The following is a 21,135-nucleotide window of genomic DNA, read 5'->3' as shown; positions in this document are numbered from 1 at the left end:
GCGGCGCGGGGTTTGGCCCGCGCCCCGAGGATTCGGAACTTCCCGTCAGTCACTGCCTCCCGGCACCTCTCTGCTAGCCCCGCCTCCTCCCGCAAACCGCACGCGATGCCTCCCCTGGAAGCGATCCTGTGGTCATCTTTATCGCCCGCCCGCGCCAGGATTGGCGTCGTGCCCCAAGGCACCGGGCCACAACCCGAGGAATCTTATGCTGAGAATATACGCGGGCAATTTGCCGCCCGACCTCACCGAGCAGGAATTCACCGCGCTGTTCGCCGAACACGGACGGGTCCGGTCGATGAACCTGGCGCGCGACATATTCACAGGCCGTTGCCGCGGCTTCGGCTTTATCGAAATGGAGGGCCACGAGGCCCGGGCCGCGATCAGCGCCCTGAACGGATTCAACCTACGCGGCAACAGTCTGCGTGTTAACGAAGAACGCCCCGGTGGGCGCGGCGGCCGGAAGCGTCGCTGATACCCGCCGGATCCCACCCCAACCCTTTACGTATTTGTCTTTTTGTCCCTTGGAGTTTTTATGAGCAAGAAACTGTATGTCGGCAACCTGAGCTACCGGATCGGCAACAGCGATCTCGAAGCGATGTTCGCCCCGCATGGCGTGGTGCAGTCCGCCAACGTCATCATGGACCGCGAAACGGGCCGTTCCAAAGGCTTCGGCTTTGTCGAGATGGGCAGCGACCAGGAGGCCCAGGCCGCCATCGCCGCGCTGCACGGCAAGGATGTCGAAGGCCGCAACCTGACCGTCAACGAAGCCCGTCCGCGCGAGGATCGTCCCGCCGGTGGTGGCTTCGGCGGTGGCCGGGGTGGCTTCGGTGCCGGACGCCGTTTCTAAGCGCGGATAGCGCCGGGGCGGGATCGGCGATTCCCGTCCCCGGCGGGCGAGGCTGGAATAGGAGAAAGCCGCCATGCCTGGGCATGGCGGCTTTTTTGCGCTTGGAGCGGCCCGCCGTTGGGTCGGGGCGTGGCCGGGTCTAGCGTCCCGGCCCGGTTTTGGGCGGGCCGTCCGGTTCTTGCGGGCCGCGCCGGTTGAGTTCGTCCACGGTCCGGCTCAGGCGCAACAAGGCTTCCCGCAGGTCTTCGTGCGGGGTGGCGGCGGCGTTTTCCCGCAATAGCTCGGCGACGTTCGCGGGCGGGGGCTGGAAGACCTTGGGTTTGGCATAGCGGGCTTGCTCCGCGCCGTTGGGGGTCAGGTTGCGGACCCGCACCTCGGGCGGGGTGTCGAGGCCGGCGGCTTCGGCGACCTGGGCGGCGACGGCGGGACCGTAGAACCTGAGTTGGTAGGCGAAGGCGGCGGATTCGGTGTAGAGCAGCAGCTTGCCGCCCGCCTCCAGCAGACAATGGCGGCAATGCTCGCGCATGGATTCCGGCAGGGTTTGGCGCACGATCTGGAGCAGGCGGGCTTGCTTGTCCAATTCGGTGCGGAGCGCCGCCAGGCCCTCGCTACGCAGGTGTTGACGGACGGGTTCGGGCTGGTCGGCCATGGTGGGAACCGGGGGGAAGGTGGGGTATCGGCGCGGGTTGGGCTACCCCTGGAAAGCACCGCGGAAACTCGAATCATTATAAACGCCACGCTTTTACGGTATCATCCCCGGATTCTGTAGTTCGGATTGGGAATCACCCGCAATGCTAGGCAAGCTGGTCAAAAGTATCGTTGGTAGCCGCAACGATCGCATCGTCAGAAAAAAAACCAAAATAGTCAAACGGATCAATGCCCTGGAGCCGGAGTTCCAGCAGCTGTCCGATGCCGCCCTCAGCGCCAAGACCCAGGAATTCCGCGAACGGCTGGCGCGGGGCGAAACCCTCGATTCCTTGTTGCCCGAAGCCTTCGCCACCGTGCGGGAAGCCTCTTGGCGTGTCCTCAACATGCGCCATTTCGATGTGCAGTTGATCGGCGGCATGGTGTTGAACGACGGCAAGATCGCCGAGATGAAGACCGGCGAAGGCAAGACCCTGGTCGCGACCTTGGCCGCCTATCTCAACGCCCTCCCTGGCAAGGGCGTGCATGTGGTGACGGTGAACGACTACCTCGCCCGCCGCGACTCGGACTGGATGGGCCGCATCTATCAATTCCTGGGACTCACGGTCGGGACCATTGTCACCAACCTGTCCAACGAAGAGCGCCGCGAAGCCTACGCCGCCGATATCACCTACGGCACCAACAACGAATTCGGCTTCGACTACCTGCGCGACAACATGGCCTTCAGCCAGGAACAGCGGGTCCAGCGCGACAAATTCTTCGCCATCGTGGACGAGGTGGATTCCATCCTCATCGACGAGGCGCGGACGCCCCTGATTATCTCCGGCACTTCCGAGGACCGCAGCGACCTCTACCAGAAGGTCAACGTCCTCATGCCGCATTTGACCAAGCAGGAAAAGGAACACGGCCCCGGCGATTACTCGGTGGACGAGAAATCGCGCCAGGTCTACCTGACCGAGACCGGCCACGAACACATCGAGAAGCTCCTGGTCCAGCATGGCCTGATCCAGCCCAACGAGAGCCTGTACGATGCCGTCAACATCCGCTTGATGCATTACATCAACGCCTCGCTCAAGGCCCACGCCATCTTCCAGCGCGATGTGGACTACATCGTGCGCGAGGGCCAGGTCATCATCGTGGACGAATTCACGGGCCGGGCCATGCCGGGTCGGCGCTGGTCGGAAGGTCTGCACCAAGCCGTCGAGGCCAAGGAAAACGTCCAGGTCCAGAACGAAAGCCAAACCCTGGCCGCGATCACCTTCCAGAACTATTTCCGCCTCTACGGCAAGCTGTCCGGCATGACCGGCACCGCCGATACCGAAGCCACCGAGTTCCACCAAATCTACGGCCTGGAAGTGGTGTGCATCCCGGCCAACCGGCCGGTATCGCGCAAGGATTTGGGCGATTTGGTCTATCTCACGGTCGAGGAAAAACACGGCGCCATCGTCGAGGATATCCGCGATTGCGTGCAACGCCGCCAGCCGGTCCTGGTCGGCACCACCTCCATCGAGAATTCCGAAGTCATTTCCCAGTTGCTGCGCCGCGAGGGCATTGCCCATCAGGTCTTGAACGCCAAGCACCACGAGCAGGAAGCCCATATCGTGGCCCAGGCCGGCAAGCCCGGCACCATCACCATCGCCACCAATATGGCCGGGCGCGGTACCGACATCGTGCTGGGCGGTAGCGTGGAGGAGGACATGCGCGGCATCGATCCCAACGACGAGGCCGCCGTCGCCCGCATCAAGGCCGAATGGAAACAGCGCCACGAAGACGTGGTGGCTTCTGGCGGCTTGCACGTCATCGGTTCCGAACGCCATGAATCGCGCCGCATCGACAACCAGTTGCGCGGGCGTTCGGGCCGTCAGGGCGACCCCGGTTCCTCGCGCTTCTACCTCTCGCTGCAAGACCCCTTGATGCGGATTTTCGCCTCCGACCGGGTGGCGGCTTTGATGCAGAAGTTGGGGATGCAGCAGGGCGAGGCCATCGAGCATCCTTGGGTTACCCGCGCCATCGAGAACGCCCAGCGCAAGGTCGAGGCCCGCAACTTCGATATCCGCAAGCAATTGTTGGAATACGACAACGTCGCCAACGACCAGCGCAAGGTGATCTACCACATGCGCGACGAACTGATGCAGGTCGAGGATATTTCCGCCGCCATCACCGAAGCCCGCGAAGCCGTGGCCGCGCAGTTGTTCGAGCAGTTCATCCCGCCCCACACCTTGGAAGAGCAATGGGATGTCAAGGGCTTGGAGGAAGCCTTGGAACGCGACCTGGGTTCCAAGGTGCCGGTCCAGGCTTGGTTGGACGCGGATACCCATTTGTACGAAGACCGCCTCAAGCAAAAGCTCATCGAGGAATTGCACGCGCTCTACGAAGCCAAGGTCGAGTCCGTCGGCGTGCAGATCATGCGGCATTTCGAGAAGACCGTGATGTTGCAGGTGTTGGATAGCGCCTGGAAGGACCATCTCGCCGCCATGGACCATCTGCGCCAGGGTATCCACCTGCGCGGCTACGCCCAGAAAGACCCCAAGCAGGAATACAAGCGCGAAGCCTTCGAGATGTTCACCTCCATGCTGGATGGCATCAAGCACGAGGTCATCGGCATCGTCTCCAAGGTGCATGTGCGCAGCGAGGAGGAGGTCAAGGTCATGGAGGAACAGCGCAACGCCCCTGTGGAAATGCAATTCCAGCATGCCGAAGCGGGTAGCGCCCTGGAAATCGGCACCGAGGCCGAGCCTGGAATGGCTTCTCCCGCCGCACCGCAACCCCGTCCGGCGGTTCCTTCGACCAGCCCGTTCGCCAAGGTGGGCCGCAACGATCCTTGTCCTTGCGGTTCCGGCATGAAATTCAAGCAATGCCACGGCAAGCTGGCCTGAACTGGGGAGGGTAGGGAGTTGAGCCGAATCGTCAAATCCATAGAAGCCTTGCCGGTCCGGGGTATCCGCCTGGGCGCGGCGGGAGCCGCCATCAAACGGGCGGGCCGGGACGATGTGCTGGTAATCGAAGCGGCGGAGGGTTCGAGCGCCGCTGCCGTGTTTACCCGCAACGCCTTTTGCGCCGCGCCGGTGATCGTGGCCCGCGAGCATCTGGCCCGGCAGCCGCGCTGGCTGCTGATCAATTCGGGCAATGCCAATGCCGGCACCGGCCCGCGTGGCTTGGCGGATGCCCGTGCCACCTGCGGTCTCCTGGCCGGATTGGCCGGTGGTGCCGCCGAGCAGGTGATGCCGTTCTCGACCGGGGTCATCGGCGAATATCTGCCGGTGGACAAGATCGAAACAGCCTTGCCCGCCGCCCTGGCCGCGCTGACCGAAAACGGCTGGGAACGTGCCGCCCGCGCCATCATGACCACCGATACCCGGCCCAAGCTGGCCAGCCGGACCTTGGAACTCGACGGCCATACGGTGACGATCACCGGCATCGCCAAGGGCGCGGGCATGATCCAGCCCAATATGGCGACCCTGCTGGCCTTCGTCGCCACCGATGCCCAGGTCGAAGCGGCCAGCCTGCAAGCGGCCTTGGGCAAGGCGGTCGATGTCACCTTCAACTGCATCACCGTGGATGGCGACACCTCCACCAATGACGCCTGCGTGCTGCTGGCTTCGGGCGCGGCGGGCAACCTGGAATTGCGCCTCGACAGCGTCGGGTTCCCCCTGTTCGCCGAGGCGGTGCGGGAAGTCTGCGCCGATCTGGCCGAGGCCATCGTCCGCGACGGGGAAGGGGCCACCAAGTTTATCCGGGTCCAGGTCGATGAGGCCCAGGACGAGGCCGAGGCCCATGCTGTCGCCAAGACCATCGCCCATTCGCCCTTGGTCAAGACCGCCTTCTTCGCCAGCGATCCCAATTGGGGCCGCATCCTCGCCGCCGTGGGGCGGGCCGGGTGCGTGGGGCTGGACATCGACGGCGTGTCGATCTGGCTGGGCGATGTCTTGATCGTCGAACACGGGGGCCGCGCCCCCGGCTACACCGAGGAAGCCGGTGCCGCCGTCATGGCCCGGCCCGATATCCTGGTCCGCGTGGCCCTGGGCCGGGGCGTAGCCAGCCAGACCGTGCTGACCTGCGATTTTTCCTACGATTACGTCAGGATCAACGCCGAATACCGGACTTGATGGGAGGCTCCGCCAGGTAGGCGGGGCTTGCGGGGTGAGGTTCCCAAGCCAGGCGTGGGAACCAGCGCATCTATTTCTTCTTCCCCTTGCCCGCCGGCTTCTGCCGCTGATAAGCCTCCAGCATCCGCCGGGCTTCCTCCTCCCGTTCCCGCTGCTTCCGTTCCGCGTCGGCCTGCATCCGCGCCCGCGCCGCCGCTTCCGCCTCGCGGTCGTGCTGCAAACGCCGTTCCCGCCGCTCGCAGGCGACCGGCACGCCCTCCGGCGGTTCGATTCCCGCGCTGTTCAGCAGGTTGTCGATATAGGCCCACAGCGGCGGCTGGGCGAATTCCTTCACCAGCTTGAGGTTCAGTGCCTCGTACACCGGAACCCAGGTTTCGCCCTCCGCGGTCTTGCGCCGGATCGATAGTTCGGGGTTGAACAGATACCAGCCCTGGCGCATCCGCTTGAACAAGCGCCGGTTGTAGGCGTAATCCCGGTCCATCTCGTTGCGCGACAGCACATTGGAAAGATGCTGGCGCTTGTTGCGCTCGGGTTTCAGCACGTGCTTGGGCAGATGTTGCCAGGTCTCCAGGATCGTGCCGGTATCGAACGAGGGGAAATCGCCCCATTCGTGCTTGAGGAACCGGCTCCTGAATTGCGCCCACAGGGTTTGGAACAAGAAATACTCGGTCAGGTGGCGGTCGATGCGCACCAGCCGCCCGCCGACCCGCAGGTCGATGCTGGTCGGGGCGATGCGCTCGTAGATGGCGGCGAACGGTCCCTTGGCGAATTTGGGTTCGCGGAACGCCTCGACCATGGCCCAGTGCAAGGCGTTGCGGCCCAGGTGGTCGGTGAGTTCCGGGTTGGCCCCGCGTTCCAGCAGGGCTTCGACCAAGGCCACATTGCCCGCCACCGAAGCCGCCATCAGGGGCGTCAGGTTCATTGCCGTGCGGTGGTCGATGCCGTGGCGCTCGCATTGCTGCAAGACCTCCTTGGACACTTTGCCGTAATACGGCATCAGGTATTTGTAACCCAGGGTGGCGCGTTGCTTGTGGAAATTGCGGGCGGCTTCGTACCCGGCTTCCTGGCCGAGCAAAACGGCCAGGACCGTCTCGTCATAGCAGGTGGCGTATTCGTAGAGTTGCTGCTTGAGCTTGGAGCCGGGCACTTGCTCGCGGAACACCTTGACCAGGGTATCGCGCAGCCGGGCTTCGTCGAACACCGGCCAGGGCACCGGCGTTTGCTTGAGGATATTGGCGCGGATGGCGTCGGCCTGTTCCTGCTTGCCCTGCAATTCCAGCTTGCGGGCTTCGCGCTGCCAATCGTCCAGGGTGGAGTTCTTGGCCGCGACTTCCACCTTGTCGCTGCCGGCGCGGGTGTCGAGTAGGCCCAGCAAGGGATGGCGGCTGTCGGATTCGATCAGGTAGACGTTCTGGATGGCGCGGGTCAGGGCCACGTACAGGGCGTTGATGTAGAACTTGTAGATTTCCAGCGATTTGTCGGCCTTGTCCTTGGCGCGGCGGTATTCGAGGTCGTCGCTTTTTAAATCCTCGGGGGTCACGCCCTCGGCGATATCGGAGAATTCGGCCCGGTGGTCGGAGACGAAGCGGTACAGGATGATGTTCTCGTATTCCAGCCCCTTGGCCTCGTGGATGGAGAAGATCAAGGGCGTTTGGAAGAACCGGCGGGCCTCGGCCTTGTCCTCGTCGCGCATGACCAGCACGGCGAACTGGGTCGAGGACTTGGTCTTCTGGTTAAGTTCCTTCTTCACCGCGTCCTTGTCGTTGAGGACGGTCACGGCCCCGGTTTCGCCCGCCACCGCGTCCACCAGGAAATTGCTCTCGCGGTCGATGGAGCCGAAACGGCGGTGCTTGATCTTGAGCAAGGTGTTGGCGACGCGGGTGGCCTCGTGGCTGTTGCGGAAATTGGCCCGCAGCACCCGGAGTTCCTGCCGCGCCGCCAACTCGGGATCGCGCCAGAACAGGCTTTTCACCTTGCTCCAAGAGAAGAAATTGGGATGGACGATCTGGTTGGAATCGCCGCACAGCAGGAAATGGCCCGGTTTCTTGAGGGTCTTGAGGATCAGGGCCAGTTGGGCGGTGGTGAGGTCTTGCACCTCGTCCACCACCACGAAATCGTAGCGGGGCGCGGCGGCCGGGGTCCATTCATGGGCCACGAGGTTGAGGTCGTAGAGCTTGGCCTCGGCCAGCCAGGCCCGGTATTTCTCGAATAAATCGTACAGTGGGTCGCGCTGTTCCTGCGGGAAGATCGATTGCCGCACGCCCAAGTCCCGGTAGGTTTCCCGCGCCAAGACCCCGCCCGCGTCGGCGGCGATGACGCCGCGGATTTCCTCGAACGCCTGATGGGCCTCGATACCCTTGAACTGCTGGCGCATCCGTCCGAACCAGGCGGCGAAATCGCGCCATCCGGCTTCGCGGCCTTCCGGTACCTGTAGGCTTTCCAGGAATTCGCGATAGGAGAAGAAGGTGGTGTCCTGGCCTTCCTTGTCGAAGCCGTGGCCGTAATAAAGATCGCGGGCGCTCTGGGCCAGATAGGCGGAGTGGGTGACGTAGAGTACTTCGCCTTCGGTGTGCTTGAGCTTTTCCAGGGTGAGGGCGGTCTTGCCGCTGCCCGCCGAACCCACCACGATCAAGGGCGGTGGCAGGCGGTAGACGGCTTCCTGGGCGTCGTCGAAGGAGATGACCTTGTCCAGCAGGTGGATTTCGCGCCGGTCGGGGTGGATGTAGCGCACCGGGTCGGCGTCCTGGACGGCGTCCCGCGAATCGACGGCGGGCAGTTTGTCCTCGTCTACCTCGGCCCCGCGCAGGAAGCGGGATTTGTCGTAGGCGTGGTTTTCGATCACTTCCAGCATCAGGGCGTAGACCGTGCCCTCATGCCGCACCAGCGAGAACAGCAGCCGGTTGGCGGCGTCCAGCTTGGCCCGATAGAACTTGCCGTGGGCGATGTTGGCGAGCTTCTTGACCTCGGCTTGGCGGAAATCGTCGCGGGCGAGGGCGTCGAGGATTTTCTGGTACTGGGCCTTGTGTTTGCCGATATCGAGTCCGGTGTATTCGAGGATTTTCATGGGTCGGGTGGATGAAGGTGTTATGCCATGCGTGAAAGCGCCGCCGTGGGTTCAGGCCCACAATTCGGCCAGGGCGAAGCTTATCGCGTCGAAGGGGGGCAGGGACACGGGATCGTCGTCCTTGAGGGTCGCCAGCAGGGTCCAGAAGCCTTGCCGCAGTTCGTAGGCTTCGAGGGTCCGTTCCACGGGATCGACCAGCCAGCAATGCGGGATGCCGTGGCGGGCGTACAGGGGAAGTTTGAGGGTCCGGTCTTTTTTGGCGGTGCCGGGGGAGAGGATTTCGCAGACCCAATCGGGCACCACTTCGAAGCGGTGGCCGTCGGGGATGCCCGGCATCTGTTCGCGCCGCCAACCCGCGAGGTCGGGCACGGCGATTTCGATATCGCGGACGAAGTGGACTTCGGGTTCGGCGATGATCCACCAGCCGCCGGGACCGCCCCGGCCCAGGTCGTAGGGACCGGCCAGATTGACGCTCAGGCCGCGCCCGGCCAGGCCGTGGCGTCCGGTCGGGCGCGGCTGGGTGTGGAGCGTGTGGTCGAGGATTTCGCCGACAAGATTGTCCGGCAGGGCGCAAAGCTGCTCGTAGAGGCTGGGGGTGGGGAGTTGCTGGGCGAGGCTCATGGGCGTGGATTCCGGGGGCGTGGCGCTCGATTTTATCGCCCCTCGTCCATCGTTCCCATGGTTGATGCGGAAATACCGTCTGCCGCGGAAGTTTCCGCTCCCGCGGGACGTCAACCCAGCCTACGCCGACAGCGGATGGCGGACCGGCCTGCGCTGGCCGAAGGTCCAGCCCATCAGCCCCGCGCCCAGGAGGTAAACGGTGGCCGGCACCGGAACATTGAACAAAGCCGCGACCGTGGTGGTGGACGGCACGGCGGCGAAGCCTTGGTAGCCATAATGGCCGCTGCTGTTGAGGGGATTGATCCAGATCACCGAATTCACCGGAGCGGTGTGGTTGCCCAGGGCGCTGACATATTGGTTGTAATAACCCACCGCCGCCGCGCTATTGCCGATCTGGTCGAAGATGGCGTTGTTGCCGTTTTCGAGGTGCCAGATCAAGCCTTGCAGGGCTTGGAACTGGGGCTGGGTGGTCGCGGTCGGCCCGATATGGGTCAGCAACCAAGCCACTTGACCGGCATTGGTGACTGCGTTCCCGTTGATCAGGCCGTCGGTGTTGAAGCTGGCGTTGTAGGTGGCGTTCAAGGAGGCATTGGTGAACAGGTCCACGCAGTAAAACTGCGAGAAGGCGAGGCTATGGCCACCGATCACGGCGGAGGAGCCGCCGATATTGCCGCCGCCTTCGCCTTGCGAAGTGGTATTGCCATTCACGCGCATTTGGAGGGTGCCGGAGTAGGTGCCTCCCAGAGTGACCGTGCCCGCCAGCGAACTGGCGGAAGCTTGCGGTTGGGCTAGGGCCAGGGCCAAGCCCAGCAGGGTCATCGATGAATACGGTTTCATAATCGCCTCTAGTTTGCGATGCATTGGTTTGCAAAATCCCATCGGCAAATTTTAATCCATTTCTCAAAATGAGAACTGGTTCAAAGACATGAAATCGAAAAAAAGGGAATAGCTCTTCCAGGTCGTTAGAGGTGTCGCTTTTTATGACGCCACACGATACACCGGCCATCCGTGTTTCGCCCGTGTGGCCGGGGCGGCGCTCCGCCCCGGCCTGCTTTATAATCCGCCGCTTTCTTTGAAGCACGCAGGTTCCCGGTCCTGAGCAAGCATCTCCTCAAATCCACCGCCGTGGTTGGCGGCATGACCCTGGGTTCGCGCATCCTGGGCTTCATCCGCGACGTGGTCATCGCCCGTTATTTCGGTGCGGATGCCGGGACCGACGCCTTCTTCGTGGCGTTCAAAGTGCCCAACTTGTTCCGGCGCTTGTTCGCCGAGGGAGCGTTCTCGCAAGCCTTCGTGCCGGTGCTGGCCGATTATCGGGAAAACCGGGGACTCGATGCCACCCGTGCTTTCCTCGACCGCACCGCTGGAACCCTGGCCTTGATCCTGGCCCTGGCGGTCGGGGTCGGTACCCTGGCCGCGCCGCTGTTGATCCTCCTGTTCGCGCCCGGTTTCTATCAAAACCCCGAGCAATACGGGCTAAGCGTGGAGATGTTGCGGATCGTCTTCCCTTATCTGTTTTTCATCTGTCTGGCCGCGTTCTCGGGTGGCGTCCTCAACACCTATGGGCACTTCGCGGTGCCGGCCTTCACCCCGGTCTTGTTGAACCTGTCGATGATCGCGGCGGCGCTGTGGTGGTCGCCGCAACTGCCGCAGCCCATCGTGGCCCTGGCGTTCGGTGTATTGTTGGCGGGTGGGTTGCAACTGGGCTTCCAATTGCCCGCGCTGTGGCGGCTGGGATTGCTGCCGCGCCCGCGCCTGGGATGGGACGATCCGGGCGTGCGGCGCATCGCCCGGCTGATGGCTCCCGCCGTGTTCGGGACTTCGGTGGGGCAGCTCAACCTGCTGCTGAATACCTTGATCGCCTCGTTCCTGGTGTCGGGCAGCGTGTCCTGGCTTTATTATTCCGACCGGCTGGTGGAATTCCCCTTGGGGATTTTCGGGGTCGCCATCGGCACGGTGATCCTGCCGCATTTGTCCAAACAGCACGCCAACCTCGACCCCGCAGCCTTTTCCCGCGCCCTGGATTGGGCTTTGCGCTGGATGGTGTTGATCGGCCTGCCCGCGGCCTTGGGGCTGGCGCTGCTGGCCCAGCCCTTGGTCTATACCTTGTTCCAATACGAGCGTTTTTCCGCCCACGATGCCGAGATGGCGGCCTTGAGCCTGATGGGCTATGCGGTGGGTTTGCTGGGTTTCCTCGGGGTCAAGGTGCTGGTGCCGGGGTTCAGCGCCCGGCAGGATTTGGCGACCCCGGCCCGGTTCGGGGTCTACACCGTCGGCGTCAATCTCGCGACCGGCTTGCTGTTGGTGTGGCTGGCCGCGCCTTGGGGATTGGGGCACGCCGGCCTGGCTTTGGCCACGGCGCTGGCGGCGCTGTTCAATGCCGGGCTGTTACTGGCACGGCTGGTGCGGGAGCGGGTTTACCGGCCCGAGCCGGGTTGGCCTGGGTTCCTGCTGCGGGTGGGGTTGGCCTGTGCCGTCATGGCCGGGCTGTTGATCCACGCCGCCGGGGCTTATGCTTGGCCCGAATGGACGCTGAAGGCGCGGGCGCTACACCTGGGGCTGTGGATCGGGCTGGGATTCGCCGCCTATCTGGCTTGCCTCGCCGTTTCTGGGCTGCGTCCCCGCCACCTTCTCTTGGCCGAAACCGCCTGAATACCACGGGTTTTCCTATGCATTTGATCCTGGGTTCCGCTTCCGCGCCGCTGTCCGAACGGGGCTGCGTCGCCACCATCGGCAATTTCGACGGCGTCCATGTCGGCCATCGCGCCGTGGTCGAGGGTTTGGCGGCGGCGGGAAGGCGCTTGGGCTTGCCGACCTGCGTGGTGTTGTTCGAGCCACAGCCGCGGGAATATTTCAGCCCGGAGGACGCGCCGCCGCGTTTGATGCGCCTCCGCGAGAAACTGGACCGGTTGGCCGAATTGCCGGTCGATTACGTCCTGCTGCTGCGCTTCAACCGCGCCCTGGCCGACTTGCCGCCCGAAACCTTCATCGAGGATATCCTCATCGGCAAGCTGGGCGTGAAATATCTGGTGGTGGGCGATGATTTCCGCTTCGGCCAGCGCCGCCGGGGCGATTTCGCGATGCTGCGGGAATTCGGCCTGCGCCGGGGGTTCGAGGTGGTGGACACGGCCTCGGTCTTGGTCGAGGGCGAGCGGGTGAGCAGCACCTTGATCCGCGAGGCTTTGGCCGTGGGCGATTTGGAGCGGGCGGCGCGGCTGCTGGGGCGGCCTTATCTGGTCTGTGGGCGGGTGGTGCATGGGGCCAAGCTGGGCCGCACCCTGGGTTTTCCCACCGCCAACTTATTGATGCGGCGGAAAAATACTCCTGTGCAGGGGGTGTTTGCCGTTACAATGGCCGGTCTTGGCGCGGCACCCCGGCCCGGTATCGCCAACGTCGGGCTCCGGCCCACGGTGGGCGGTGGGCAGCGGGTGTTGCTGGAAACCTTTTTGTTCGATTTTTCCGAGGATATCTACGGGCGCTTGGTGGAGGTGATCTTCCACCGCAAAATCCGCGACGAGCGCAGGTTCGCCGGGATCGAGGCACTCCGCGTCCAGATCGGGAAAGACGTTACGGCGGCCAGGGAATATTTCCAGGGCCGATGAGTTTGGCCCGCTTCCGGGCGGAGCGGGCGTTCAGTATCCATTCCCTGTTTCGAGCCATGACCACCGACTACAAAGCCACCCTCAACCTCCCCGCCACCGATTTCCCCATGAAGGCCAACCTGCCGCAACGCGAGCCGGAGCAGCTCGAACGCTGGCGGAGTCTGGGGTTGTACCAGCGCATCCGCGAGACTTTCCAAGGCCGCCCCAAGTTCGTGCTGCACGATGGCCCGCCCTACGCCAACGGCGAAATCCACATCGGCCACGCCGTCAACAAGGTGTTAAAGGACATCATCGTCAAGAGCAAGGGTTTCGCCGGGTTCGACGCGCCCTATGTGCCAGGGTGGGATTGCCACGGGCTGCCCATCGAGCTGATGGTCGAAAAGAAGATCGGCAAGGCCGGGGTCAAGGTCGAGGCCGCCGAATTCCGCAAGGCCTGCCGGGCCTATGCCGCCGAGCAGGTGGATATCCAGCGCGAGGCGTTCATCCGGCTGGGGGTGTTCGGCGATTGGTTCAAGCCCTATCTGACCATGGATTTCCGCTTCGAGGCCGATATCGTCCGCGCCTTGGGCCGCATCTGCGCCAACGGCCATTTGACCAAGGGGGCCAAGCCGGTGCATTGGTGTACCGATTGTGGCTCGGCCCTGGCCGAGGCCGAGGTCGAATACGAGAACAAGCATTCCCCGGCCATCGATGTGAAGTTCCGGGTGCTGGACGAGATGGATTTGATCCGGCGCTGCCATAGCGTGCCGGGGGCGGTGGGTTCGGGGCCGCTGTCGGTGGTGATCTGGACCACCACGCCCTGGACCCTGCCTGCCAACCAGGGCGTGGCGCTGGGGCCGGAGGTGGAATACGTGGTGGTCGATTGTCCCGACCAGGACGAGCGTTTCTTGGTGGCTGACGCCCTGATGAAGGATGTAATGCTACGGGCCGGGATCGAGAATTACCGGGTCGTGGCCTATTGCAAGGGTTCGGTGCTGGAAGGCTTGAAGCTCAAGCATCCGTTCTACGAGCGGCTGGTGCCGATCATCCTGGGCGACCATGTCACCCTGGATGCCGGGACCGGGGCCGTCCACACCGCGCCCGGCCACGGCCAGGAAGACTACGTGGTGGGCCAAGCCTATGGCCTGCCGGTGGATAATCCGGTGGGCGACGATGGCAAATTCCTGCCCAATACGCCCTTGTTCGCGGGCCAGCATGTGATGAGCGCCAATCCGCGGGTGATCGAGGTGTTGAAGGAACACGGCAACTTGCTGCACGAGGCCCGTATCGAACACAGCTATCCGCACTGCTGGCGGCATAAGACTCCGGTCATCTTCCGCGCCACCCCGCAATGGTTCATCGCCATGGAGAAGAACCACTTGCGGAAAGCGGCCTTGGAGGCAATCCAAAAGGTGTGCTGGATTCCCGATTGGGGTCAGGCCCGCATCGAAGCCATGGTCGGCAACCGCCCGGATTGGTGCGTGTCCCGCCAGCGTAATTGGGGCGTGCCCATCGCCTTGTTCATCCACAAGGAAACCGGCGAACTCCATCCCGACACCCTGGCCTTGAACGAGCAAGTCGCCCAGCGCATCGAGCAGCGCGGCATCGAGGCGTGGTTCGATCTCGACCCGGCGGAATTGCTGGGCGCGGAAGCGGCCCAGTACCGCAAGACCACCGACACCCTGGACGTGTGGTTCGATTCCGGCGTCACCCATTACTGCGTGTTGAACCGCGACGACACGCTCGGCTATCCCGCCGATTTGTACCTGGAAGGCTCCGATCAGCACCGCGGTTGGTTCCAGTCCTCGCTGTTGGCGGCGGTGGCGGTCAATGGCAGCGCCCCGTACCGGCAGGTCTTGACCCATGGGTTCACGGTGGACGCGCAGGGCAAGAAGATGTCCAAGTCCAAGGGCAACGTGGTCGCGCCCCAACAGGTGATGAAAAACCTGGGCGCGGACGTGCTGCGGCTGTGGGTGTCGTCCACCGACTACGAAGCCGAGATGAGCGTTTCCGACGAAATCTTGAAACGCACCGCCGATGTCTACCGCCGCCTCCGCAATACCGCCCGCTATCTGCTGGCGAACCTGAATGGCTTCGATCCCGCCAAGCACGTGGTCGCGCCGGAAAACATGCTGGCCCTGGACCGCTGGGCCGTGGACCGCGCCTACCAGTTGCAGCGGGAAGTCGCCGAGGCTTACGAAAGCTACCAGTTCCACCGGGTTTATCAGCGGGTGCATCATTTCTGTTCGGTGGACCTCGGGAGCTTCTATCTCGACGTGCTGAAGGACCGCCAGTACACCTGCGCCGAGGACGGCCTGCCGCGCCGCTCCGGGCAAACCGCGATGTTCCATATCGCCGAAGCCCTGGTGCGCTGGCTGGCCCCGATCCTGAGTTACACCGCCGATGAAATCTGGCGCTACCTGCCGGGCGAACGTGCCGAATCGGTGTTCCTGGAGACTTGGTACACCGGCCTGTTCCCGCTGGACGAGGGCGCGGCCCTGGATCGCGGCTTCTGGGATTTCGTGCTGAAGGTGCGGGAAGCCGTCGGCAAGGAATTGGAAGTGCTGCGGGTCCGCAACGAAATCGGCTCCTCGCTGGGCGCGGAGGTCGAGCTTTACGCCAGCGAACCCGTGCTGGAAAAACTGGCCCCGGTCGGCGAGGAACTGCGCTTCGTGTTCATCACCTCCGGCGTGAAGCTGTCGCCCTTGGCTGGTGCCGAAAACACCCTGCCCACCGAAATCGAAGGGCTGGAACTCAGGGCCGTGGCCTCCCCGCACGCCAAATGCGTGCGCTGCTGGCACCACCGCGCCAATGTCGGCAGCCATCCCGACCACCCGGAAATCTGCGGGCGCTGCGTCGAGAACGTGGCCGGTGGCGGCGAAACCCGCCATTTCGCGTGACCGCCGCCATGCTGCGTTGGCTGTGGCTGTCCGCCGGGGTGATCGCGCTCGACCAGGCCACCAAGTGGCTGGTCGATGGCTCGATGCGGCTTTACCAATCCATCGAACTGTTGCCGTTCTTCCAACTGACCTATCTCCGCAACCAGGGCGCGGCGTTCAGTTTCCTGGCGCAGGCGGGGGGCTGGCAGCGCTGGTTCTTCATCGCCCTGGGCGTCGCCGCCAGTGGGTTCATCTGCTATTGGCTGGCGAAGCTGGATCAATCGAAGGCTTGGGAAGCCGCCGCCTGGGCCTTGGTGCTGGGCGGGGCGCTGGGCAATCTGATCGACCGCAGCCTCTATGGCTATGTGATCGATTTCCTGGATGTGTTTTACGGGGAATGGCATTTCCCGGCCTTCAATGTGGCCGATTCGGCCATCACCGTGGGCGTCGCCCTGCTGTTGCTCGATTCGTTCAGACCGCGCCCGGCGGCTTGACGCGGGCGATGAAAAGCCGCCCCCGCCCATGCCGGGCGGGGGCGGCTTTGTCGTTTCCGGGCAGGCTTATTCGATGATCTTGAAGGTGATCTTGCCACCATAGTGTGGCGCGACGCAGGCGATGCTTTGGTCGTTGCAGTTGGCCCCCGAGGCCGCGACGGTGTAGTGGCCGGCGGGTAGGGCGATGGTCATCGCTTCCATCTGCGGGCCGGTATGGGCGTTCTTGGCCTTGATGAAGCGTAGTTCGGACCAGACCAGTTCCTGCGAGCCATCGGGCAGGGGCTTATAGGTGGCGCGGGTGCCGTCGGGATTGGTGACCATGGTCTGGCTCGGGTCGCCGGGGATGGCGTCCTCGTTGGCCATGCTCCAGCCGCCCTTGGCGTTGAACTGGCCGTTGAACAGGTGGAGGGGGTTGTCGGTCTCGTCCAAGCCCCCGGTCTGGATATAGTTGAGGGTGTCGCGATAGGGACCGTTGGGCCTCCTGTAGAGTTTGGCGTATTGCCTTTGGACCTTGACGGTGAACGCCGGATTGGGGGAGGCGACGCAGGTGTCGGGATCGACCAGGTATTGGGGGATGCCGGGGTCGCCGGGGGCTTGGTCGGTCTTGGAGGCGATGGGCAGGCCGCAGCTATCATCGACCGGGTCCGTGGAATCGTAGCCGACGCCGTCGTGGGCGTCGTCCGGCAGGCGGCCCGCGTACAGCGAGAAGGCGGGGTCGAGTCCCGCCCCGTTGCCGAAGTAGGTGTCGCCGGCCAGGGTGATGCGGACGGTGTGGGATTCGGCCAGGGTGAAGGTGAAGAAGGTGCCGCCGTGCAGGTTGTGGGAATCGCCCAGGAGGGGGGTGGTGCCCATCAGCCAGCCATAGCCGCTGAAGTTGATCAGGCCGGCTTTGCCGTAGACGCAGGCGTTGCCGCTGGCGTCGGTGCCGCCGTAGGGGCAGTTGGGGTCGCCGGTGAAGCCCGCCGGGAACGGATTGGGCAGGGCGGGCAGCACGACGGCCCCATGCTTGTCCACGGTCGGGGTATAGACCGAGAATTGCGGACTATCGCCGCAGAGCGTGGGTTCGCCGGAGCCGATATCGACGTTGCAGACATGGGCCAGGGCCGCGTCGCCGCCGAAGCCCAGGCCGGCCAGGGCCAGGGCGCGGACCAATTGGTTTTGTTTCATCCTAGGAACCTCTATTGATTGTTTTGGATGGGATCAAGGGGTGTGGGTGTAGGTGACCGTGCCGTAATAGCGGCTGCCGGTGGCGCAGGTGATGCCGGTGTTGTTGTTGTACTGGGTGAGCTTGGTGTAGGTGCTGCCCAGGATGGTGGTCGGGGTGGCGGTGCAGACCTCGCCCGCCCCGGCGATGGTGTAGTCGCCGGCCGGCAGGTTGCTGATCGTCACGCTCTCGCCGGTGTCGGCCGTGGTGTTCTGGTTGCCGGTGTAGTGCAGCGAAATGCCGGAGATTCCCGGGGTCAGGCCGTTGAAGTTGGAATTGCCGTAGTTGCTGACCGAGGTGACGTAGGTGATCTTGGCCCAGGTGCTGCTGTTGTTGGCCATGCTCCAATCGGCGAAGGCGTCGAACTGGCCCCAGTAGTTGACTCCGCCGGTGGCGCAATGGGTGGTGGTGTCGCGGTAGCCATTATGCGGATTGCAGGGCGTGCCGCCGGGCGGGGCGTCCACGGTGTTGGTGCCGTTGAGGGAGTCGTAGCTGGTATCGTCGTGGGAGCCGGTCGGCAACAGCCCGGAATACAGGCTGAACGCCGGGTCCAGTTTGGCCTGCCCTTGGGTGAAGGTGATGGTGACGGTGGAAGTCTGGCTCAGGTGGAATTTCCAGAACTTGGCGTTGACCGACAGCATATGGCTGTCGCCCAGGGTGGCCAGGGTGCCGTTGATCCAGCCGAAATCGGTCAGGTCGTTGGCGCTTTGGCAGCCGCTGGAATAGCTGGCGCAGGGGTCAGTGATGGCGGCGCCGCTGAAGGTGGTGGTGACCAGGGACGGTGCGGCGTCGAGGTCCAAGTATTGGACATGGGCCAGCGCGGGCTGGGCCAGGCACAGCGCTAGCACGGCCCCGGCTTGGAAAGGCAAGCAGTGTTTCATAATGTCTCCTTGATATCCGATGGCATAGACCCGTGTCGTGGGTCGGAGGTCAGGCAATGCTTATCCGCATCCCGTCCGCGATACCCGGTGGCATTGTCCGTGCCAAAATATGGATGCTTTGTAAAAAAGGCTTGTCGGTGGGGAAGATGTTCCCTGGGGAGGAGGGTGATGTGTCTAAAATACTAGACGTACCGTGGCGTTTGGCTTATCGGCGCATATCCACCATGATCGCCGGGGAAATTCGGGTGTTATGCACCCGTTTTGAGGGGTGGTAGGGTACCGGGGGCGGGTTTCATGGGCCTATGGGACCGGGTGCGCCGTGGCGTTTGGCTTATCGGCGTATATCCACCGAGATTGCCGGGAAGGTTGGGGTGTTATGCACCGGTTTTTGAGGAGGGATGGCCCGCCGCCGGGAGGGGTGGCGGGCCGGTCCCGCTCAGGCGCTCTTGGGGGCGGGGGAAGTGCGTAGCTTGCTCATCAGGGCGCCGAAGGCGCGATCCATCAGCGGCGCGGCGGCGTCCTCGATCACCCTGGCCTGGTGGGCGCCCATCCGCCGCGCCAGTTCGCCCAGGGGGATTTCCAGCACCTTCGTGCCCTTGCGGTTGACGAAGACATAGGTGGACGTGACCTGGCTTTTCCAGGAGAGCTTGCCGCGCAGCTTCTTGTGCCCGCCTTCCTCGTCGAATTCCACCCATTCGCCCACCTGGAGTTCGCGCGCCTTGAACAGGTATTCGTCCTCGACCACGAAATCGGACAGGGCGTACTCTTCCACGCCGATATCGTCCGTCGGGCGGCTCAAGTCCTGGAGGGTGAGGTTTTCGATATCCGGCAGGTTGGAGCGGATTTGGATGATGGCCTCGGCCAGTTCCGGGTCGCGGATTTCCACCTGGGGTTCTTCCGGGAACGCGGTCTCGGCCTTGGCGGCGTCGCCTTCCGTGGCGGTCGCGCCCATCGGGTTGGACAGGCAGGTGACGTGGCTGGCTTCGAGTTCCTTGATCGCGTTCGCCACCGACTGCGGGTCGAGGGAGATCGATTCCAGCCCGGCCCGGATCGCCTTGATGAGCTTGGGGATGGTCTGGATGATGGCTTTGCGGGCCTGGGCGTCCTCGGGCGGGACCACGCTCCAGATCAGCTTGTCCATGACCTCCAGTGCGACTTCCCAATCCCCCGGTTGCTTGTCGCGCCGCAGGTAGGACAGCACCATCACGTCCTTCCAGGTGTTGTAGAGGAAGGAGCGCACCGCCGCCGGGGTGGATTTGCCTTCGAGGCGGGAGGCGATTTCGTAGGCGATCTTGCGCTTGGCGAGTTGGACCTGTTCCTTGCTCTGGGTGACTTGGCGGGTGCGTTCTTCGGCGATGCGGCTGCGCTGGCCGTCCTTTTCCAGGAAGGCCATGAATTCGTCGAGGAGGTCGGAGAACAGCCCGACGTTCTGGTCGAATTCGTCGAGGATGCGGTTCACCACCGATTCGATCTTCTTGTAGACCGGGGTGTCGATCACGTTCTCGCTGGAATCCAGGCCGATGCCGCCCTGGGCCAGGGCGTTCAGCAGTAGCCGCACCGGATGGTTCTTGCGCCCGAAGAAGGATTTCTCCAGCATCGCGACCTTGACCACCGGGATTTGCAGGCGGGCGATCAAGCCCTTGACCGGGTCGGGCAGGTTGCGGTCCTCCAGGATGAAATCGAAGATCAAGGCCACCATATCGATGATATCCTCGTCCGAGCGGGCCAGGGGCCGGGCCTCGCCGGCCTGGGCTTGGCGCTGGAGCAGGAAGGCCTTCAGTTCCTCGGCGCTGGTGCCGGATTGCCCCTCCGCCGCCAGGGCCGGGGCTTGCATCATGCTGAGGACGCTGACCACCTCGCCGGTGTCCAGCGCCGGTCCCTGCGGGTAGCCTTCGCCGAAATCGCCACCGGGCATCCCCATTTGGCCGCGCCAGCCGTTGAGCAGGGCTTGCATGCTCTGGAATACTTCCAGGTAGGCTTGGGGATTGTCGTTCACGCCCTCGTCGGCCAGGCCGCGGGCCGGGCCGCCGCCGGGCGCGGGCCGGGGTGCGTAGGGCGAGCCGGGCATCATGGGGCGTTTGGGGTTGCGGGTCAGGTTGGGCAGCACGCCCTCGTTGACCAGGTGGTTGTTCAATTCCAGGTAGAGCTTGCCGAGTCCGCCGATCACGGCTTGGTCGAACAGCTTGTAGATCAGGAGCTTGACCACGACGTCCAGGGTCAGCGGCTTCAACGCCTCGGCGAAGGTATGGCAGAGGGCGCGGGGTGCGAGGGGATTGTCCTGGTTGTCGAGTTCCTCGCGTTCGATCAGGCTGGCGAAGCGCTTGTTGAGGCTGAACAAATGGGTTTGGAACAGGTTGTTGCCCTTTTCGGTCATGGCGGTGAGGGCGATTTCCTCTTCCAGCACCTCGTTTTCCACCAGCGAGAAGCCGAGATCGCCGAGAGCGGGCGTGGCGTTGCCGCCATCGCTGGCGGGCGCGGGTTTTTTCCTGAAGAATTCGTCGAGCTGGCGGGCCACCCGCTCGTGGAAATTGGCCTGGAGGGTGGCGGATTCCACCCGGACCCGGCGCATGGTTTCGAAGTAGAGGGTTTGCTGGTGGACCGATTCCGAACCCGAGCGTTTGAACAGTTCGTCGTCGATGACGGTGAAGAAGTATTGGAGCAGTTCGGTCAGGATTTTCGCTTGTAGATTGCGGATTTCCGCCGCGATGCGCTGGGTGGGGAATTTGGGTGCTTCTTTTTGTTTGGCTTGTACGGTTTCGAAGCTGATGATCTTGGGGTCTTGTGTCAACATTGATACACCTCGACGCTGCGAT

15 protein-coding genes are annotated in these 21,135 nt (G+C 63.7%); 8 read left to right on the top strand and 7 right to left on the bottom strand.

Annotation, left to right across the window (positions count from 1 at the left end; all coding sequences use genetic code 11):
• Positions 1-205 precede the first annotated feature (205 nt).
• Positions 206-472: an RNA recognition motif domain-containing protein gene (locus tag B9N93_RS13240; protein ID WP_085214390.1), complete on the top strand. Its 267-nt coding sequence runs from the start codon at positions 206-208 to the stop codon at positions 470-472.
• A gap of 60 nt (positions 473-532) precedes the next feature.
• Positions 533-847: an RNA recognition motif domain-containing protein gene (locus B9N93_RS13235; RefSeq protein WP_085214388.1), complete on the top strand. Its 315-nt coding sequence runs from the start codon at positions 533-535 to the stop codon at positions 845-847.
• Positions 848-986: 139 nt separating this feature from the next.
• Here the strand turns inward: B9N93_RS13235 and B9N93_RS13230 are convergent, their stop codons facing one another.
• Positions 987-1,496, bottom strand: coding sequence for a DciA family protein (locus tag B9N93_RS13230; protein WP_085214386.1), 510 nt, complete (start codon positions 1,494-1,496; stop codon positions 987-989).
• Between the two features lie 142 nt (positions 1,497-1,638).
• Between B9N93_RS13230 and secA the strand changes: the two genes are divergently transcribed.
• Together secA and argJ are read left to right on the top strand one after the other, a co-directional pair.
• Entirely contained in the window at positions 1,639-4,368 is a 2,730-nt protein-coding gene (gene secA, locus B9N93_RS13225; RefSeq protein ID WP_085214385.1) for a preprotein translocase subunit SecA, read from the top strand.
• A gap of 18 nt (positions 4,369-4,386) precedes the next feature.
• On the top strand, positions 4,387-5,598 hold the full coding sequence (argJ, locus tag B9N93_RS13220) for a bifunctional glutamate N-acetyltransferase/amino-acid acetyltransferase ArgJ (protein ID WP_085214383.1): 1,212 nt from the start codon (positions 4,387-4,389) through the stop codon (positions 5,596-5,598).
• A 70-nt stretch (positions 5,599-5,668) separates the two neighbouring features.
• Here the strand turns inward: argJ and B9N93_RS13215 are convergent, their stop codons facing one another.
• From B9N93_RS13215 to B9N93_RS13205, 3 genes are all read right to left on the bottom strand, one after another.
• Entirely contained in the window at positions 5,669-8,662 is a 2,994-nt protein-coding gene (locus B9N93_RS13215; protein WP_085214381.1) for a UvrD-helicase domain-containing protein, read from the bottom strand.
• A gap of 51 nt (positions 8,663-8,713) precedes the next feature.
• Entirely contained in the window at positions 8,714-9,283 is a 570-nt protein-coding gene (locus B9N93_RS13210) for a Uma2 family endonuclease (RefSeq protein WP_085214379.1), read from the bottom strand.
• A 120-nt stretch (positions 9,284-9,403) separates the two neighbouring features.
• Positions 9,404-10,120 (bottom strand): PEP-CTERM sorting domain-containing protein, encoded by a 717-nt coding sequence (locus tag B9N93_RS13205; protein WP_125468976.1) that lies wholly within the window; start codon positions 10,118-10,120, stop codon positions 9,404-9,406.
• 258 nt (positions 10,121-10,378) lie between these two features.
• On the opposite strand from B9N93_RS13205, the gene murJ reads away from it, so the two are divergent.
• From murJ to lspA, 4 genes are read left to right on the top strand one after another with little or no spacing between them, the layout of a single operon-like run.
• On the top strand, positions 10,379-11,935 hold the full coding sequence (gene murJ, locus B9N93_RS13200; protein WP_085214374.1) for a murein biosynthesis integral membrane protein MurJ: 1,557 nt from the start codon (positions 10,379-10,381) through the stop codon (positions 11,933-11,935).
• Positions 11,936-11,952: 17 nt separating this feature from the next.
• Positions 11,953-12,885, top strand: a complete 933-nt coding sequence (ribF, locus tag B9N93_RS13195; RefSeq protein WP_085214371.1) for a bifunctional riboflavin kinase/FAD synthetase — start codon at positions 11,953-11,955, stop codon at positions 12,883-12,885.
• Positions 12,886-12,941: 56 nt separating this feature from the next.
• Positions 12,942-15,764, top strand: coding sequence for an isoleucine--tRNA ligase (gene ileS / locus B9N93_RS13190; RefSeq protein WP_085216276.1), 2,823 nt, complete (start codon positions 12,942-12,944; stop codon positions 15,762-15,764).
• 8 nt (positions 15,765-15,772) lie between these two features.
• On the top strand, positions 15,773-16,237 hold the full coding sequence (gene lspA, locus B9N93_RS13185; RefSeq protein ID WP_176225369.1) for a signal peptidase II: 465 nt from the start codon (positions 15,773-15,775) through the stop codon (positions 16,235-16,237).
• A 66-nt stretch (positions 16,238-16,303) separates the two neighbouring features.
• Here lspA and B9N93_RS13180 read toward each other — a convergent pair whose 3' ends face one another.
• The 3 genes from B9N93_RS13180 to B9N93_RS13165 all read right to left on the bottom strand — a co-directional run bounded on the left by B9N93_RS13180 (position 16,304) and on the right by B9N93_RS13165 (position 21,113).
• A complete protein-coding gene (locus tag B9N93_RS13180) occupies positions 16,304-17,404 on the bottom strand; it encodes a hypothetical protein (protein WP_085214367.1) in 1,101 nt (366 codons plus the stop codon).
• Positions 17,405-17,437: 33 nt separating this feature from the next.
• Entirely contained in the window at positions 17,438-18,322 is an 885-nt protein-coding gene (locus B9N93_RS13175; protein ID WP_085214365.1) for a hypothetical protein, read from the bottom strand.
• A 436-nt stretch (positions 18,323-18,758) separates the two neighbouring features.
• Positions 18,759-21,113 carry a DUF1631 domain-containing protein gene (locus tag B9N93_RS13165; RefSeq protein WP_085214361.1) on the bottom strand — a complete coding sequence of 785 codons (2,355 nt, stop codon included), beginning with the start codon at positions 21,111-21,113 and terminating at the stop codon, positions 18,759-18,761.
• Between the last annotated feature and the right edge of the window lie 22 nt (positions 21,114-21,135).

The sequence above is a fragment of the Methylomagnum ishizawai genome, assembly GCF_900155475.1.
GTDB lineage: Bacteria > Pseudomonadota > Gammaproteobacteria > Methylococcales > Methylococcaceae > Methylomagnum > Methylomagnum ishizawai_A.
This window is presented reverse-complemented; position numbering and strand designations above follow the sequence as displayed.

Excerpts from the sequence above, each read along its gene's own strand:
- B9N93_RS13240 (WP_085214390.1), top strand. The coding sequence starts at position 206 with ATGCTGAGAATATACGCGGGCAATTTGCCGCCCGACCTCACCGAGCAG.
- B9N93_RS13235 (WP_085214388.1), top strand. The coding sequence starts at position 533 with ATGAGCAAGAAACTGTATGTCGGCAACCTGAGCTACCGGATCGGCAAC.
- B9N93_RS13230 (WP_085214386.1), bottom strand. The coding sequence starts at position 1,496 with ATGGCCGACCAGCCCGAACCCGTCCGTCAACACCTGCGTAGCGAGGGC.
- secA (WP_085214385.1), top strand. The coding sequence starts at position 1,639 with ATGCTAGGCAAGCTGGTCAAAAGTATCGTTGGTAGCCGCAACGATCGC.
- B9N93_RS13215 (WP_085214381.1), bottom strand. The coding sequence starts at position 8,662 with ATGAAAATCCTCGAATACACCGGACTCGATATCGGCAAACACAAGGCC.
- B9N93_RS13210 (WP_085214379.1), bottom strand. The coding sequence starts at position 9,283 with ATGAGCCTCGCCCAGCAACTCCCCACCCCCAGCCTCTACGAGCAGCTT.
- B9N93_RS13205 (WP_125468976.1), bottom strand. The coding sequence starts at position 10,120 with ATGAAACCGTATTCATCGATGACCCTGCTGGGCTTGGCCCTGGCCCTA.
- ribF (WP_085214371.1), top strand. The coding sequence starts at position 11,953 with ATGCATTTGATCCTGGGTTCCGCTTCCGCGCCGCTGTCCGAACGGGGC.
- ileS (WP_085216276.1), top strand. The coding sequence starts at position 12,942 with ATGACCACCGACTACAAAGCCACCCTCAACCTCCCCGCCACCGATTTC.
- lspA (WP_176225369.1), top strand. The coding sequence starts at position 15,773 with ATGCTGCGTTGGCTGTGGCTGTCCGCCGGGGTGATCGCGCTCGACCAG.
- B9N93_RS13180 (WP_085214367.1), bottom strand. The coding sequence starts at position 17,404 with ATGAAACAAAACCAATTGGTCCGCGCCCTGGCCCTGGCCGGCCTGGGC.
- B9N93_RS13175 (WP_085214365.1), bottom strand. The coding sequence starts at position 18,322 with ATGAAACACTGCTTGCCTTTCCAAGCCGGGGCCGTGCTAGCGCTGTGC.
- B9N93_RS13165 (WP_085214361.1), bottom strand. The coding sequence starts at position 21,113 with ATGTTGACACAAGACCCCAAGATCATCAGCTTCGAAACCGTACAAGCC.